Consider the following 14596-nt stretch of genomic DNA (forward strand, 5'->3'; position numbering starts at 1 on the left):
CATGGCCTCCCTGGTGGAACAGACGGAGCAGGCGGAGAGGGAACGGGCGGAGACCGCCTCCCGGCAGCTCGCAGCCACCTCGCTGCGCCGCCGCAAGCAGACCCTTGAACTGTGCGCCGCAGCCATGCGCGGGCTCAGCGGGCAGGGCGGCCTGCACTTCCGCGGCCCCGCGCTGTACCGCGAGAGCGCCCCGGTGGCCATGCCGGCGCCCCATCTCCACCCGGGAACGGACGCCGTTACCTTGGACGCCTTCCGCGGCGCGGCGGACGGCATGGCGCTGCGGCTGCAGCACAGCGATGCCGCTCTGCATGCGGAGTTCTGCCCCGCAACGCCGGCACGAATGCTGGTGTTTGAGATGCTCGAACAGTTCCGTACCGAGTCGCTGGCCGACGCCGCCATGCCGGGGGTCCGGGCCAACCTGAACCGCCGCTTCCAGCAATGGTCCCGGGCGTTCGAGGCGTCCACCCTGGCGGACACGGACCTGGGACTCATTCTCTTTACCGTGGCCCAGGTCTGCCGGGCGAGGATCACCGCGGAGCCGATGTCCCCGGACTTCGAGGACCGGATTGAATCCACCCGGGCCGAGCTTGCCCCGCACCTCGGCACGCATCTGGCCGCCCTGCGGCGGGAACGGTTCTCCCAGCCGGGCTTCGGCCGCCATGCCCTCGCCATCGCGGAGACCGTCGCTGCCATCAGCGAGCACCTGGAAGCCCGGGAAGCGCGGCCCTCCCGTTCCGGCGGCCGCGTGCCGCAGTTCCAGCTGCTCTTCGATCAGGACAGCAACGACGACGCCGTCCCCACCGCCGGGTATGGGCGCAGCGATGCGCTGGAAGCCGGAGGGGACGGCTACCGAAAGTTCACCACGGCCTATGACCGCGAGCTCCAGGCCACGGACGTGGTCCGCGCCGAACTGCTGCGCGGTTATCGGCAGCAGCTGGACGACGACATTGCCAGGCAGGGCATCAACGTGCCCCGGCTGGGCCGTGCCCTGGGCGCGGTCCTGTCCACGGCCGTCCACGACGGCTGGGACGGCGACGCCATTGAGGGCCGGCTCGACGGCAGCAGGCTCGCCCGGCTGGTCACGGCATCCGGGGACCGCAGGGTGTTCCGGACCGAACGGATCGAACCCCGGACCGACGCCGCGGTGACGTTCCTGGTGGACTGCTCCGGTTCCATGAAGGAGCACAGCGCCGCCGTGGCCGCGCTGGTGGACGTCTACGCGCGCGCCCTGGAAGTGGCGGGCGCGCGCTGCGAAGTCCTCGGCTTCACCACAGCTGCCTGGAACGGCGGCCGCGCCGGGAAGGACTGGATCCGTATCGGCAGGCCCCCGCATCCGGGGCGGCTCAACGAGGTGCGGCACCTGGTCTTCAAGGACGCAGACACCCCGTGGCGGCGGGCCCGCCCGGCCATTGCCGGGCTCATGAAGAAGGACCTGTTCCGTGAAGGAGTCGACGGCGAGGCCGTGGACTGGGCCTGCGCTCGGCTCAGGGGCGGCCCTGGGAACGGCGGCACGGGAAGCAACGGCTCCGAAAGGCGGATCCTGCTGGTGGTGTCCGACGGCAGCCCGATGGACGGCGCCACCGCACTGGCCAACGACGGCCACTACCTGGAACAGCATCTACGGGATGTCGTGGCGGCGCACGAAGCCGCCGGCAACGCGGAGATCTTCGGACTGGGCGTGGGGCTGGATCTCTCGCCGTACTACCGCAGGAACATCGCACTGGACCTCTCGCGCGGAAACAGTGCCGCCGTCGTCGGGCAGGTCCTGGCCATGCTTGCCGGACGCCGCTGACGCTACCTCCGTGCGGCGAAGCCGCTCAACGCAAAAGCCCGCCGCGGGGACGCGCCTCCATTGGCACTTCCCCGCGGCGGGCTTTACGGACCGGACGGACATCCGGCCTGAAGATCAGGGGCGGGCCGCTACCGGCTGCTTGTCGGGCTCCTCCTCGAGCCCTTCAGCCGAGGGGTCCACGGACGGATCCGCCGGAAGGTCGGCGGCGTCGTTGCCGGCCTCTTCTCCTGGCTTGCGGCCGTAGCGCCGGCGTAGCTCGTAGCTGAGGAGGATGATCACGAGCGTCACGCCGCTCATCACGAACTGGGTCTGGGTGCTGGGCAGCAGGGCCATGGCGGCGATGACCAAGAGCATGAGCGCGATGGTTGCGTAGCTCAGCCATGGAAACAGCCACATCTTAAGCTTCAGCGCCCCGGGGTCGTCGCGGTCCAGTCTCTTGCGCAGCACCACCTGTGACAGTGCGATCGCCAGGTAGACGAAGAGCGCCACGGCACCGTAGGAGTTCACCAGGAAGGCGAACACCACATCGCCCCACACGTAGACACAGACCACCGAAACGTAGCCCACGGTGGTGCCCAGCAGGATGGCACGGCGCGGAACGCCGCTCCGTGACAGCTTGGTGAAGAACTTGGGCGCATCGCCGTTGCGGGTGAGCGCAAACAGCATGCGCGATGTGGTGTACAGGGCTGAGTTCAGGCACGAGAGCACTGCCGTGAGGACAATGAAGTTCATGATGGTGGACACCGCCGGGATACCCAGGACGTCCAGCACGGCCGCGTAAGGGCTCACGCCGACGCTCTCGGCATCCCACCTCTGGATCGCCACCACCACGAAGATCGAGCCGACGTAGAAGGTCACCACCCGGGCAACGATGGAGCGCATGGCCTTCTTGACGGAACGCTCGGGGTCTTCGGACTCGGCGGCCGCAATGGTGATGATTTCCGCGCCGGTGTAGAAGGCCACACAGGGAACGACGGCGGCCAGCACGGCACCCCAGCCCAGCGGCGTGAAACCGCCGTGGTCAAAGAGGTTGCCGATCCCCGGCGTCGACTCGGGCCATAGGCCGGTGATCCACAGTACGCCCAGCCCTAGGAACAGGACGATGGCCACAACTTTGATGGAGCTGAACCAGTACTCGAACTCGCCGAAGGAGCGGGCCGAAGCCATGTTCGTCGCGCTCAGTACCACCATCAGGCCCAGGCTGAGCATCCACAACGGAACCATGGGGAACCACAGCTGGATGATCCGGCCACCGGCAATCGCCTCGACTGCCACCACAATCACAAAGAAGTACCAGTACATCCAGCCGGTGGCGAAACCGGCCCGCTGTCCCAGTGCCTGGCGTGCGTAGACATAAAAAGAGCCCACCACCGGACGCGCTACGGCCATTTCGGCCAGCATCCGCATGAGGAGCAAGGTGATGACTCCTGCGATCGCAAACGAGACGATGGCCGCCGGGCCGGTGCTGCTGATCACCACGCCACTGCCGACGAACAACCCGGCACCAATGACGCCCCCAATGGCGATCAAATTCATGTGTCTGTTCTTGAGGCCCTTGCTAAGGCCGGCATTGTCGGCCTGCCGGGGTTCGGCTTGATACACGTTTCCTCCAAGATACTCTGACGAAACCCGTTGAAGTGCACTTCGGTGCCCGCGCCACGAAGCGCGAAGCCAGGTCCACCGGAGGTTCGGACCGTACTGCAATCACTGGGTGATTCAGATCACTCCTCCTGGTGTAGCCATAAACCTACGGAGCCGACGTAGGGGGTGCACAGGGCCAGATCAAGCGGAAAAGAGGGAGCCAGCGGTGAATGCGTGGGTCCACGAAGTCTCTCATGGCTGCAGTCCGGTACGAAGATGACTGCACCCACACCGCCGTGACCTCCTCGTTCCGATAGTGGAAACCGGGGAGAACCAGCGGCCGGTTTAGGCTTTTGCCATGGACTCCCCCGAAGTACAGCAGGCACTCGACGCCCTGCGGCACAGGCTCGACGGCGGCCGGCGGCTACTCCTGGGCATCACGGGTGCGCCCGGCTCCGGCAAGTCCACCTTTGCGGCCCGACTACAGCAGGAGTTCGGCCCGGACCTCGCCGTCGTGGTGCCGATGGACGGCTTCCACCTGGGCAACGCGATCATCAACGGCACACCGCTGCGGCAGCGCAAAGGCGCAATGGACACGTTCGACGTCGGCGGGTACCTGTCGCTGTTGCAGCGGCTCGTGCGCCGGGACGAGGCAGTGGTGTACGCGCCCGAGTTCCGGCGGACTTTGGACGAACCGGTGGCCGCGTCCATCGCAGTCCCCGCGTCCGTGCCGCTGGTAATCACCGAAGGAAACTACCTGCTGGCGGAGACGCCCGAGTGGAAGGATGTCCGGGCGCAGCTGGATGAGGTCTGGTTCATGGATTCCCCTCCCGCGCTGCGGCTGGCCCGGCTGGTGGACCGGCACGTGGAGTTCGGCATGGAGCGGGCCGCAGCGGAGGCGTGGGCGGCGGGACCGGATGAGGCCAACGCGGTGATGATCGAGGCAACGCGGCAGGGCGCCGACCGGATCATCCCGTGGGGCCAGGACATCGGCTAGGAATACCGGGGCAAGGACCGGGGTTCTTGGCTGGGACGAGAGTCCACAACGAATGGAGAGCGCTCATGACTGCACCATTGGTACACCTCGGCGACGGCCTTAACGTCAGCCCCCTGGGTTTCGGCGGCATGGCCCTCACCCCGGTCTACGGCGAAGTTGACCCGCACGATGCCCTCAAAACCCTGCATCATGCCGTGGATGCCGGCGTCAGCTTCATCGACACCGCGGACATCTACGGCGGAGGCAGCAACGAGCAACTCATCGCGCAGCTGCTCAAGCAGCGCCGGGGTGAAGTACAGCTCGCCACCAAGTTTTCCCTGGTGGGCTCGCCGGCTGATGGCTACACGGATGTCCGGGGAGATACCGCCTACGTCCGGCAGGCCGTCGACGCCAGCCTGAAACGGCTCGGCACGGACGTGATCGACCTCTACTACATGCACCGCCGTGACCTCCGCGTTCCGATTGTGGAAACCGTGGAGGCCATGGCGGGGCTGGTGCAGCAGGGCAAGGTCAAACACCTTGGCCTGTCAGAGGTGACCGCGCAGGAGCTGGCCGAAGCCCACTCCGTGCACCCCATCGCCGCGGTCCAAAGCGAATGGTCCATCTGGAGCCGCGACGTGGAACGCAACGTAGTTCCGGCCGCGGCCAGCCTGGGAGTGGGCTTTGTGCCGTATTCGCCACTGGGCCGGGGATTCCTCACCGGCACGGTGGACGCTTCCAGCCTGGGAGCCAACGACTTCCGACGCCGGATCCCGCGGTTCGCCGCGGACGCCTTTGACGCGAACCAGGGAGTCGTGGCGGCCGTGCGATCGGTCGCGGCCGAGCTGTCCGCTACGCCCGCCCAGGTTGCACTCGCGTGGCTGCTGGAGCAGGGCAAACGGCGGGGACTGGCCGTGGTCCCCATCCCCGGCACGCGCAAAACGCACCGGATCGACGAAAACCTGGGCGCACTGTCCCTGGACCTGACCCCGGCGCAACTGGAGGCGCTTGACCAGGCTGCGGACGCCGTCGTCGGCTCCCGCTCGGCGGACCCCAAGTGGGTGTCCCAGGGCCGTGAATAGACTGAAGCCCATGGACACGCTCATTCACGACCTACGCGACATCACCATCCGCAGCATCTCCGTCAGCGAGATGAACAACAACGTGTACCTGCTGACCGCGAAGGCCAGCGGCGCACAGCTGCTCATTGATGCCGCGGACGATCTTCCGGCCATCCAGGCGTTGCTGGCGGACGCCGCTGCGGATACCGCGGCCACGCCCAAACTGGTGCAGATTGCAACGACGCACCAGCATTGGGACCACGTCCGGGCACTGCCGGCGTTGATGGAAGCGACCGGCGCCCCAACCGTTGCCGGAAAGGACGACGCCGAGGCGCTGCCAGTGCCCGTGGACCGGATCCTGGAGCATGGGGACACCTGCGCCGTGGACGGATTCGAGCTCACCGCCGTGCACCTGCGCGGCCATACCCCGGGATCGATCGCGTTTGTGTACCAGGACCCGGAAGGGCCTGCCCACATCTTCAGCGGGGATTCATTGTTCCCGGGCGGCGTGGGCAACACCCAGAAGGATCCTGAGCGGTTCACGTCGCTGCTGGACGACGTCACCGCGCGGTTGTTTGAGGCCTACCCGGATGACACATTGGTGCACCCGGGCCATGGCAGCCCCACCACCCTGGGTGCGGAACGCCCGCACCTGGAGGAGTGGCGCGCCCGCGGCTGGTAGGGAAGTCGGTGATCGAGCCTACGGAAAAGGTTTCGACAGGCTCAACCACCGGTGGTTGAGCCTGTCGAAACCCGGTGGTTGAGCCTGTCGAAACCCGGTGGTTGAGCCTGTCGAAACCCGGTGGTTGAGCCTGTCGAAACCCGGTGGTTGAGCCTGTCGAAACCGAGTTAGTGCTGGTTAGCGGCTGCGGCGTTCGTTCGAGGCCGGAGCCGACGCGCGGCGGGGACCGCTGCGTGCCGGACGGCCACTGCCGCCACCGTTACCGGCGTACGAGCCACCGGACGTGCCGCCGGTGTTGGAGGACCAAACAGCCTTGTTCCCGGCGTTGCCGCCGTTGCCCGAGTTGCCCGTGGAGGCTCCGGCGCGCTGGCCGGATCCACCCGTGCGGGCACCTGCACCGGCGCCTGCGGTGCGGGCCCCGGCTGCGCGCTGGCCCGTTGCCGGACGTCCGCCGCGCTGTCCGCCGGTGGTAGCCGGGCGGCCCGTGCCGCCACGGGGGGCATCGCTGCGGGTAACGCGTGAATCCGTGCGGCCTTCAGCAGCGCGGCCGTCTGAACCGCGGCCGGCCGCTGCACGGCCACCTGCTGCGGGGACGTCGTTGCGGTGCGTGGAGCCTGTGGCGCCGTGGCCGCGGGAATTGCGGCGAGCAGCAGCTGCTGCAATGGCGCGGTCCTCGTTCTGCTCGGCTACACGGTCAAATGCTGCCCGTGCCTCGGTGCGGCCTTCGTAGGCAACAGCGCGGCGCTCGGCGCGCGGAAGATCCGTGCGGGTCGGCTCAGCGGAGACGCGTCCACGTCCGCCCCGGCCGCCACGGCCACCGGCGGTGGGGCCTTCCTGGCTGCGGCGGGCGCGCTTGCGCTCGGCGTTGGCACCCGTGGAGGTGCCGCCACCCTGCGCGGACTTTTTGGCGAGAAGAGCGGCGCGGGTGCGCGGATCGATCTTGTCGGCCATTTCGCCCACGAGCTCAGCAACCAGCGGGGAGTTGGCGGTGACGCGCTCGAAGTTAACCTCGACGCCGGCAGCCTTCATGAGCTTCTTGACGTCGGACTGCTGCTCCGGGAGGGTCAGCGTGACAACGGTGCCGTCCGAACCTGCGCGGGCCGTACGGCCTGAGCGGTGGAGGTATGCCTTGTGCTCTGTGGGCGGATCCACGTGGATCACCAGTTCGACGTCGTCCACGTGGACGCCGCGGGCTGCGACGTCGGTGGCCACCAGGACGCGGACGTCACCGGAGGAAAACTCGGCCAGGTTGCGGTCACGGGCGTTCTGCGAGAGGTTGCCGTGCAGATCGACGGCGGGGATCCCGGCGTCGGTCAGGGTCTTGGCCAGCTTGCGGGCGTGGTGCTTGGTCCGCATAAAGAGGACGCGGCGGCCGGAACCCGAGGCGAGCTCAACGATCAGCTGCTTCTTGACGGTCTGGTCGTTGACCACCAGGACGTGGTGCTCCATGGTGGTCACGGCGGCCTGTGACTCATCCACGGCGTGGGTCAGCGGGTTGGACAGGTAGCGCTGGACGATCTTGTCCACGCCGTTGTCCAGGGTGGCGGAGAACAGCAGGCGCTGGCCCTGGCTGGGGGTCATGTCCATGAGCTTCTTGACCACCGGGAGGAAGCCGAGGTCGGCCATGTGGTCGGCCTCGTCCAGGACGGTGATCTCGACGCCTTCGAGGGTCAGGATGCGCTGGCGGATCAGGTCCTCCAGGCGGCCCGGGCAGGCGATGACGATGTCGACGCCGGCGCGCAGTGCCTTTTCCTGGCGTGCCTGGGAGATGCCGCCGTAGATCACGGTGGTGGTCAGGCCCATGGCCTTGGCCATCGGCTCGATGGTGGCGTTGATCTGGGTGGCCAGTTCACGGGTCGGTGCCAGGACCAGGCCCATGGGGCGGCCGGGCTTGCGGAAGTGCTTGGCTTCCCGCTCAGCGAGTCGTGCTACAAGCGGGATGGCGAAAGCGATGGTCTTGCCGGAGCCGGTGCGGCCGCGGCCCAGGACGTCGCGTCCGGCCAGGGTGTCCGGGAGGGTCTTGACCTGGATGGGGAACGGCTCAACAATTCCCTGTGCCGTGAGGGTGTCGGCAAGTTCTTTGGGCGTGCCGAGGGCAGCAAAAGTAGTCATATATTTCATGGTCTTTCAGGCGGTATCCGTGCGGATATCGGCCCCCGATGCCGGTTGGCTCAAGGGTTTCGCCGAAGAAAAGTCAGGTGATCAACCGTGCTGCTGCCCAATTCAGGGCGGCGGCTGGGACCAAATGGAACGCGTTCATCGACGCAGGATGTGCCTCTCACATGAAAAAACCCGCTTCCCAAATGAAGGGACGAGCGGGCATCACTGCACATCAAGTCCCCTAAGCGTACCATCCCCGCGCCTTGGCCTCTTTCAAGCACGTGGTGCAGGGGGTGCTGGCGTTGCCTTTGGGTGCCCGGCAGGCGCAGGCTTGAGGCATGACTGAACGGGGTGCGGACCACCACCACCACCACACAACCGACGACGGCGGCACCCGGATTGGGGATGAACCGCAGCGCAGTGCCGCCGAGGCGTGGGACGAAAGGTACCGGAGCAAGCCGAAATTCTGGAGCGGGAAACCCAACCCGCAACTGGTCCGCGAAGGCGCGGGACTGCGGCCGGGCAAGGCGCTGGATCTGGGCTGCGGCGAAGGTGCCGACGCCATCTGGCTCGCCCAGCAGGGCTGGACCGTCACCGCCGTCGACGTTTCCGCCGTGGCGCTGGAACGGGCGCTGGTCCACGAAAAGGCGGCCCTGGACCGTGAAAGTGTGCACGCCGAAGGAGCCGGTGAAATTCCCAGCCGCATCCACTGGGAACAGTGTGATCTGGAGGAGTGGCAGCCCACGGCAACCTTCGATCTGGTGTCCTCCCAGTTCCTGCATTCGCCGCACCTGGCGTGGCAGGGTCCGCTGCGGACGGCGGCTGCGGCGGTCAAGCCGGGCGGCACGCTGCTGATCGTGGGCCATCATCCGGACCACCTGCCGCCGTGGGGAAACCACACCAGACCGGAGATGTTCTACACCCCGGCGCAGCTCGTGGCGGAGCTCGGCCTGGATTCCCCGGACTGGCAACTCGAGGTCAACACCACGCGGGAGCGGACGGCTTCAGGTCCGGACGGCGAGGAAGCAGTCATCGGCGACACCGTGCTCCGCGCCACCCGGCTGGCTTGAGTTTTTGTCCAGATAAAGCGCCTTCGCGGCCCGCAACTCGGGTTATGTGGACAAAAACTCCGGGGGGTTAGCGGGAAACCCGCGGCGCCACCGCAACCGCGGCGACGGCCACCACCGCCGTCAGCGCGAAGACCCCCGCGAACGATTCCGCCGTCGTCGTAAATGCCGCGAACACGATGCCCGTGGCGGCGAGCGCCAGCGCCCCGCCCAGCGAGTCCGAGATGGACATCGCCGAGCTGTTGAAGCCTTCGTTTTCCTTGGTGGACGTGGCGAGCGTCATCACGCTGAGCCGCGGATACAGCAGCCCCATGCCGCCGCCGGCGAAGAGCCAGCCGGCAATCGCGACGGCGGCAGGCCAGTGCAGCGCCGACGTCGCCAACGTGAGGAGAATGGCTCCCAGGACCAGCGCTGAGCCGATGCGCACCGCCGCCCGGTGCTGCAGCCGGGTGCCGAGGCGGCCCTGGATGGCGGCAGCGGCCGCCCACGACAACGCGCCTCCGGTGAGTGCCAGGCCGGCGAACGTCGGCGGGAACTGGTACTCCTCGATCAGCAGGTACGGCAGGTAGACCTCGGCACCGAAGAATGCGGCAGACGCCAGGCCGCGGGTCAGGATCACGCTGGGCAGGCCGCGGCGGGCGAGCAGTGTTCCGCGCGGTACCAGCGGCCGCACGGCCACGAGGGCAATCACGACGGCGGCCGCGGCCAGGAGTGCCGGGGCTGTGGGAACGGCCGCGATAGTGACTCCGGCGGAGAGGTTCAGCCCCAGCACAGCGAGCGCGGCGAGCGCCGCCCAGGCCAGGCGGCCCAGCGCCCAGGGCGGGACCGTGGCCTGCTCAGAAGGCCGGTCGATGCCGCGGAGCACCGGAACAATCATCACCACGGCCGGCACCACCAGCCCCACCACGCCCAGGAACACCCAGTGCCAGCTCAGGACCTCCGCCACGATGCCGGCCGCGAACGGGCCCACCAGGGACGGGATCACCCATGCGGCGGAGAAGGCGGCAAAAATCCCGGGGTGCAGGACGGCCGGGTAGACGCGGGCCACCACCACGTAGAGCGCAACCGTCAGCGCGCCGCCGCCAAGCCCCTGCACCAGGCGGCCGGCAACCAGCATGGGCATGGACACGGCAGTGCCCGCGATGATCAGGCCCAGCACGAACAACGCCACGGAGGCGTACAGCGGGACTGTTGGGCCGCGGCGGTCCGACCAGTTTCCGGCCGCCACCATCCCGATCACGCCGGTGGCCAGCGGCCCGGCGAAGGCCAGCGCATACAGGCTGGCGCCGTCGAGCTCGCGGCTGACGACAGGCATGATGGTGGTCACGGCGAGCGATTCGAAGGCCGCGAGGAACACCAGGGCACATGCGCCGATGGTCACCCACAGGTACGGTCGCTGCAGGATCCCGGCTGTGGTGGCGGAATGCGTGGCCGGCAGGGCGGAATCGGGCACGCTATTGGCCCGATCGGCTGGAGTCGCCGATGTAGCGGTTCCGGCCCGCGCGGTAGCCGAACACCGCGGCCAGCGAACCGACCACCAGGAACAGGACCCCGGCGGCCGTGAACGATCCCGTGGCCTGGTGCAGCTGGCCCACCATCAGCGTGCCGGTGGAACCCAGCCCGTAGCCCACGCCCTGCATCATCCCGGACAGGTGCGCGGCCGTGTGCCCGTCGCGGGTCCGCAGCATGATCATGGTCAGGGCAGCCGCGGTGAGGCTTCCCTGTCCCAGGCCGAGCAGCCCGGTCCACACCCAGATGAGTTCCAGGGGTCCGAAGATGCTCAGCGCGAACCCGCCGCCGGTCATGAGCGCCACCACCACGTTGATGGCCCGCTGGTCACGGAACCGCGCCGCCAGCGCCGGGGCGAACAGCGAGCCCATCATCTGGAGCACGATTGAAACAGAGACCATCAGGCCGGCCGTTGCGCCGTCCACGCCGCGTTCGCGCAGGATCGGCGCCAGCCACGCAAAGACGCTGAAGGACATCATGGCCTGCAGCACCATAAAGATGGTCACCTGCCATGCCACCGCCGAACCCCACACGTTGACGCCGAGGTTGGCGGCCTGGTGCCGGACGGGGTGCTGGCGCAGTGCCACCGGAAGGAACAGCAAAAGTACGACGGCGGCAGGAACCGCCCAGAACCACAGCGCCGAGGTCCACTCCCCCGTCGCCGTGAAGACCGGGTAGGTAAAGCCGGCTCCGATGGCGGCCGACGCGCAGATCGCCGTGGTGTACAGGCCGCCCATGAGACCCAGCCGATGCGGGAAATCGCGCTTCACCAGCCCTGGCAGCAACACGTTGCACAGGGCGATGGCGGCACCGCAGGCAGCAGTTCCCGCCAGCAAGGTAGGCAGATGGCCGGCACCGGGCACCAGGCCGCCGATGTCCGCGGGCCGCAGCAGCAGCCCCGCCGTGAGTACTGCCATGGCACCAAGCAGGACGCGTTCGGCGCCGAACCGGCGGGCCAGGACAGGGGCCAGCGGTGCGAAGACACCCAGGAGCGTCACGGGCACGGTGGTGAGCACCACGACGGCCCAGCCCGGCAGGCCGGCGTCGGACGTGATCTCCGGAAGAACCGCGGCGAAACTGGAGAAAACCGTGCGGAGGTTCAGCCCGATAAGCACCAGGCAGAGGCCCAGGTACACGAGCGAACGCCGGCTGCCGTGCGGGCTCTCCGGTCCGCCGCCCGACTGGCCCGGAAGGCGCGTCGGGGCCGCTGGGGGGATGTCGTCGATTTCGGCGTCGATCAGCAGTCCAGGCACGTCAACGTTGTCAGCACGGGTCACGGGACCCATTCTGTCACTGCACGCTGTCCCGCCTTGCCGCCCGGACTTGCCCTGACGTCGGCCGCGCCGAAGGCCCACGGCAGCGGCGAAGGAACAGCGAGCCTGGCCTTCAGCCTCATTGCGCCCGCCGGCAGCCGCTGGTATCGCATGTGCAGTCCCTGTCCCGTGCAGTGCCGTTGGACTCGGCCGATCACCTGGTCTGGATCAAGAAGCGCCGGGCCGCGAATGTGCCCCGGGTGCTGCTGGAGTCCTACGGTGACCTGGTGGACGCGGTGCAGTCCCGCTCCGAACAGCACCGCATCTATGAGACGTTCCGCTTCCCCGGTCCGAGACCTTGATGGGCCGTGCGGATCAACTCGGCGGAGGAGCTAAGGCGTAGGCCAGGCGATCTATCAGGAAGTCCGTTCCGCTATGGCGCATGCCTCGATGATGGGCTCTAATCGGGGCTTCCGGCCCTTGGGTCCGGATCAGATGGCCGCTCTGCTGCGGCACCTGCAGGATCCTGATTTTGATATTGCCGACTATGAGGACGCGGACCTGATGGACTGCTGGCAGCACCTGGACGGTGACGCGCCCGTGTCTGTCATCGTCAATGGGCACTGGCACACCCGCACCGGGTACGTGCCGGCCTCGGCCTTCAGCTCCGAAGCCATTCCGGTCTCTGCCCTGGTATTCAGCCGGCCGTGGTGCATTCGGTGTCCATGGTCATGGAACTCGAAGACGCCCGGAAGGCACGCGGGAAGGCCCGCACGGACGCGGCAATGGACCGTGCCAAAGAGAAGCAGGTAGCAAAGGCCGGCGTCGTCACGGACGGCTCGGAAGACGTGCCGATGCCGGGATCGAGTTCATTGACTGGATGGATCAGCGCCAGGATCTGGCCCTGATCACCACCATGCCGTTTACGAGAGGAATCCGATGAACACCCCGAAAGCCATCAAGGGCCTGGGGATGCAGTTAAACCACTTTCTCCTCCAAGCAAATGCCCATGCCGGGCGTACACGCAAAGGAGCCCCGGCCGGAAACAACCGGCCAGGGCTCCATGCTTGAGTGGGATGCGGTGGTCAGACGGCCACGGGGGCTTCCTCGGCCGAGCGGACGGCCTTCCATTCCTCAATCCGGGCCTGCTGCAGCGGGGTCTGCCGGTTGAAGTACCAGGCTGCGCCGAGCAACAGGAACCAGACCGGGGCTATCACCAGCGCGAGCCGGGTGTCATCAGCCTGGGCCAGCGCCACCAGCATGAAGACGAAGAACGCCAGCACCACGTAGGGCATGAAGGCGGACCCGGGCATCTTGAATGTCGAGGCGGCGTGCAGCGCCGGCCGGCGCCTGCGGAATGCGAGGTAGCTGACGAGGATCATGGACCAGACGAACATGGTCAGCACAGAAGCCACCGAGGTGACGATGGTGAAGGCGCCAATGACGGAATCACCGGCGTAGAGCAGGACCAGTCCGGCCAGCAGGAAGATGCAGGAGAACAGCAGCGCGTTCTGCGGGACCTTGCGGATGCTCAGCTTTCCGAATGCTTTCGGTGCGTTGCCGTCCTGGGCCAGGCCGTAAATCATGCGGGAGGTGGAGTAAATGCCGGAGTTGGCGCTGGAGGCTGCGGAGGTCAGCACCACGAGGTTGACGACCACCGCGGCGATGCCCAGACCGGCCAGTGTGAACATGCCGATGAACGGGCTGCTGGCCGGATCGATGCTGCGCCACGGGTTGACGGCCATGATGACCACCAAGGCGCCTACGTAGAACAGCAGGACCCGGACGGGGATGGAATTGATGGCCCGCGGCAGGTTCTTTTCCGGGTTCTTGGTTTCCGCGGCTGCGGTGCCCACCAACTCGATGCCGGCGAAGGCGAAAATGGCAATCTGGAAGCCGAGGATGAAGCCGAACATGCCGTGCGGGAACATGCCGCCGTCGTTCCAGATGTTGGCCAGATTGGCGACGGCGCCGCTAGGCGACGTGAAGTGCGTGGCGATCATCACCACGCCGGTGGCGATGAGTGCCAGGATCGCCACCACCTTGATTATGGCGAACCAGAACTCCGCCTCGCCGAACGCCTTGACACTTGGCAGATTCAGCAGGATCAACACCACGGGGGTGATCAAGGCCGGGATCCACAGTGGTGTGCCCGGCGCGAGCTTGTCCACGTACCCGGCGATGGCCACGATGTCGGCCACGCCGGTAACCACCCAGAAGAACCAGTACGACCAGCCGGTGAAGAAGCCTGCCCAGGGTCCGAGGAGGTCGCCCGCGAAGTCACTGAAGGATTTGTAGTTCAGGTTGGACAGCAGGATCTCGCCCATGGCCCGCATGACGAAAAACAGCATGAAGCCGATGATCATGTAGACGAAGATGACGGACGGGCCGGCCAGGGAGATGGTCTTGCCGGAGCCCATGAACAGGCCGGTGCCGATCGCGCCGCCGATGGCGAGCAGCTGGATATGGCGGTTGCCCAGGGCGCGGGCGAGATGCGGTTCTTGGCCGTGGCTCCCGGGGGCAGATTCTGATGCAGTGGGCGGGGCGGCCGTGGTGGTGCGTTCAGACATTAGGC

General features: G+C 67.3%; 12 protein-coding genes. 7 read left to right on the forward strand and 5 right to left on the reverse strand.

Annotated features, from left to right (window positions below):
* Position 1: 1 nt before the first annotated feature.
* Positions 2–1792: a cobaltochelatase CobT-related protein gene (locus ACVWY0_RS04640; RefSeq protein WP_485835628.1), complete on the forward strand. Its 1791-nt coding sequence runs from the start codon at positions 2–4 to the stop codon at positions 1790–1792.
* A gap of 114 nt (positions 1793–1906) precedes the next feature.
* Here the strand turns inward: ACVWY0_RS04640 and ACVWY0_RS04645 are convergent, their stop codons facing one another.
* Positions 1907–3328, reverse strand: a complete 1422-nt coding sequence (locus tag ACVWY0_RS04645) for an amino acid permease (RefSeq protein ID WP_485835629.1) — start codon at positions 3326–3328, stop codon at positions 1907–1909.
* Positions 3329–3731: 403 nt separating this feature from the next.
* On the opposite strand from ACVWY0_RS04645, the gene ACVWY0_RS04650 reads away from it, so the two are divergent.
* From ACVWY0_RS04650 to ACVWY0_RS04660, 3 genes are all read left to right on the forward strand, one after another.
* Positions 3732–4370 (forward strand): nucleoside/nucleotide kinase family protein, encoded by a 639-nt coding sequence (locus ACVWY0_RS04650; protein ID WP_485835630.1) that lies wholly within the window; start codon positions 3732–3734, stop codon positions 4368–4370.
* A gap of 65 nt (positions 4371–4435) precedes the next feature.
* On the forward strand, positions 4436–5431 hold the full coding sequence (locus ACVWY0_RS04655) for an aldo/keto reductase (protein ID WP_485835631.1): 996 nt from the start codon (positions 4436–4438) through the stop codon (positions 5429–5431).
* A gap of 10 nt (positions 5432–5441) precedes the next feature.
* Positions 5442–6092 carry an MBL fold metallo-hydrolase gene (locus ACVWY0_RS04660; RefSeq protein WP_485835632.1) on the forward strand — a complete coding sequence of 217 codons (651 nt, stop codon included), beginning with the start codon at positions 5442–5444 and terminating at the stop codon, positions 6090–6092.
* A 177-nt stretch (positions 6093–6269) separates the two neighbouring features.
* Here ACVWY0_RS04660 and ACVWY0_RS04665 read toward each other — a convergent pair whose 3' ends face one another.
* A complete protein-coding gene (locus ACVWY0_RS04665) occupies positions 6270–8204 on the reverse strand; it encodes a DEAD/DEAH box helicase (protein WP_485835633.1) in 1935 nt (644 codons plus the stop codon).
* Between the two features lie 326 nt (positions 8205–8530).
* On the opposite strand from ACVWY0_RS04665, the gene ACVWY0_RS04670 reads away from it, so the two are divergent.
* Positions 8531–9262: an SAM-dependent methyltransferase gene (locus tag ACVWY0_RS04670; RefSeq protein WP_485835634.1), complete on the forward strand. Its 732-nt coding sequence runs from the start codon at positions 8531–8533 to the stop codon at positions 9260–9262.
* A 67-nt stretch (positions 9263–9329) separates the two neighbouring features.
* Here the strand turns inward: ACVWY0_RS04670 and ACVWY0_RS04675 are convergent, their stop codons facing one another.
* Positions 9330–10712, reverse strand: a complete 1383-nt coding sequence (locus tag ACVWY0_RS04675) for an MFS transporter (RefSeq protein ID WP_485835635.1) — start codon at positions 10710–10712, stop codon at positions 9330–9332.
* Position 10713: 1 nt separating this feature from the next.
* Positions 10714–12054 carry an MFS transporter gene (locus ACVWY0_RS04680; protein WP_485835636.1) on the reverse strand — a complete coding sequence of 447 codons (1341 nt, stop codon included), beginning with the start codon at positions 12052–12054 and terminating at the stop codon, positions 10714–10716.
* 140 nt (positions 12055–12194) lie between these two features.
* On the opposite strand from ACVWY0_RS04680, the gene ACVWY0_RS04685 reads away from it, so the two are divergent.
* Together ACVWY0_RS04685 and ACVWY0_RS04690 are read left to right on the forward strand one after the other, a co-directional pair.
* Positions 12195–12383, forward strand: coding sequence for a hypothetical protein (locus ACVWY0_RS04685; RefSeq protein WP_485835637.1), 189 nt, complete (start codon positions 12195–12197; stop codon positions 12381–12383).
* Between the two features lie 345 nt (positions 12384–12728).
* Positions 12729–12929: a hypothetical protein gene (locus ACVWY0_RS04690; RefSeq protein ID WP_485835638.1), complete on the forward strand. Its 201-nt coding sequence runs from the start codon at positions 12729–12731 to the stop codon at positions 12927–12929.
* A gap of 177 nt (positions 12930–13106) precedes the next feature.
* Here ACVWY0_RS04690 and ACVWY0_RS04695 read toward each other — a convergent pair whose 3' ends face one another.
* Positions 13107–14591, reverse strand: a complete 1485-nt coding sequence (locus ACVWY0_RS04695; RefSeq protein WP_485835639.1) for an amino acid permease — start codon at positions 14589–14591, stop codon at positions 13107–13109.
* Positions 14592–14596 lie beyond the last annotated feature (5 nt).

This window comes from Arthrobacter sp. UYNi723 (genome assembly GCF_054057635.1).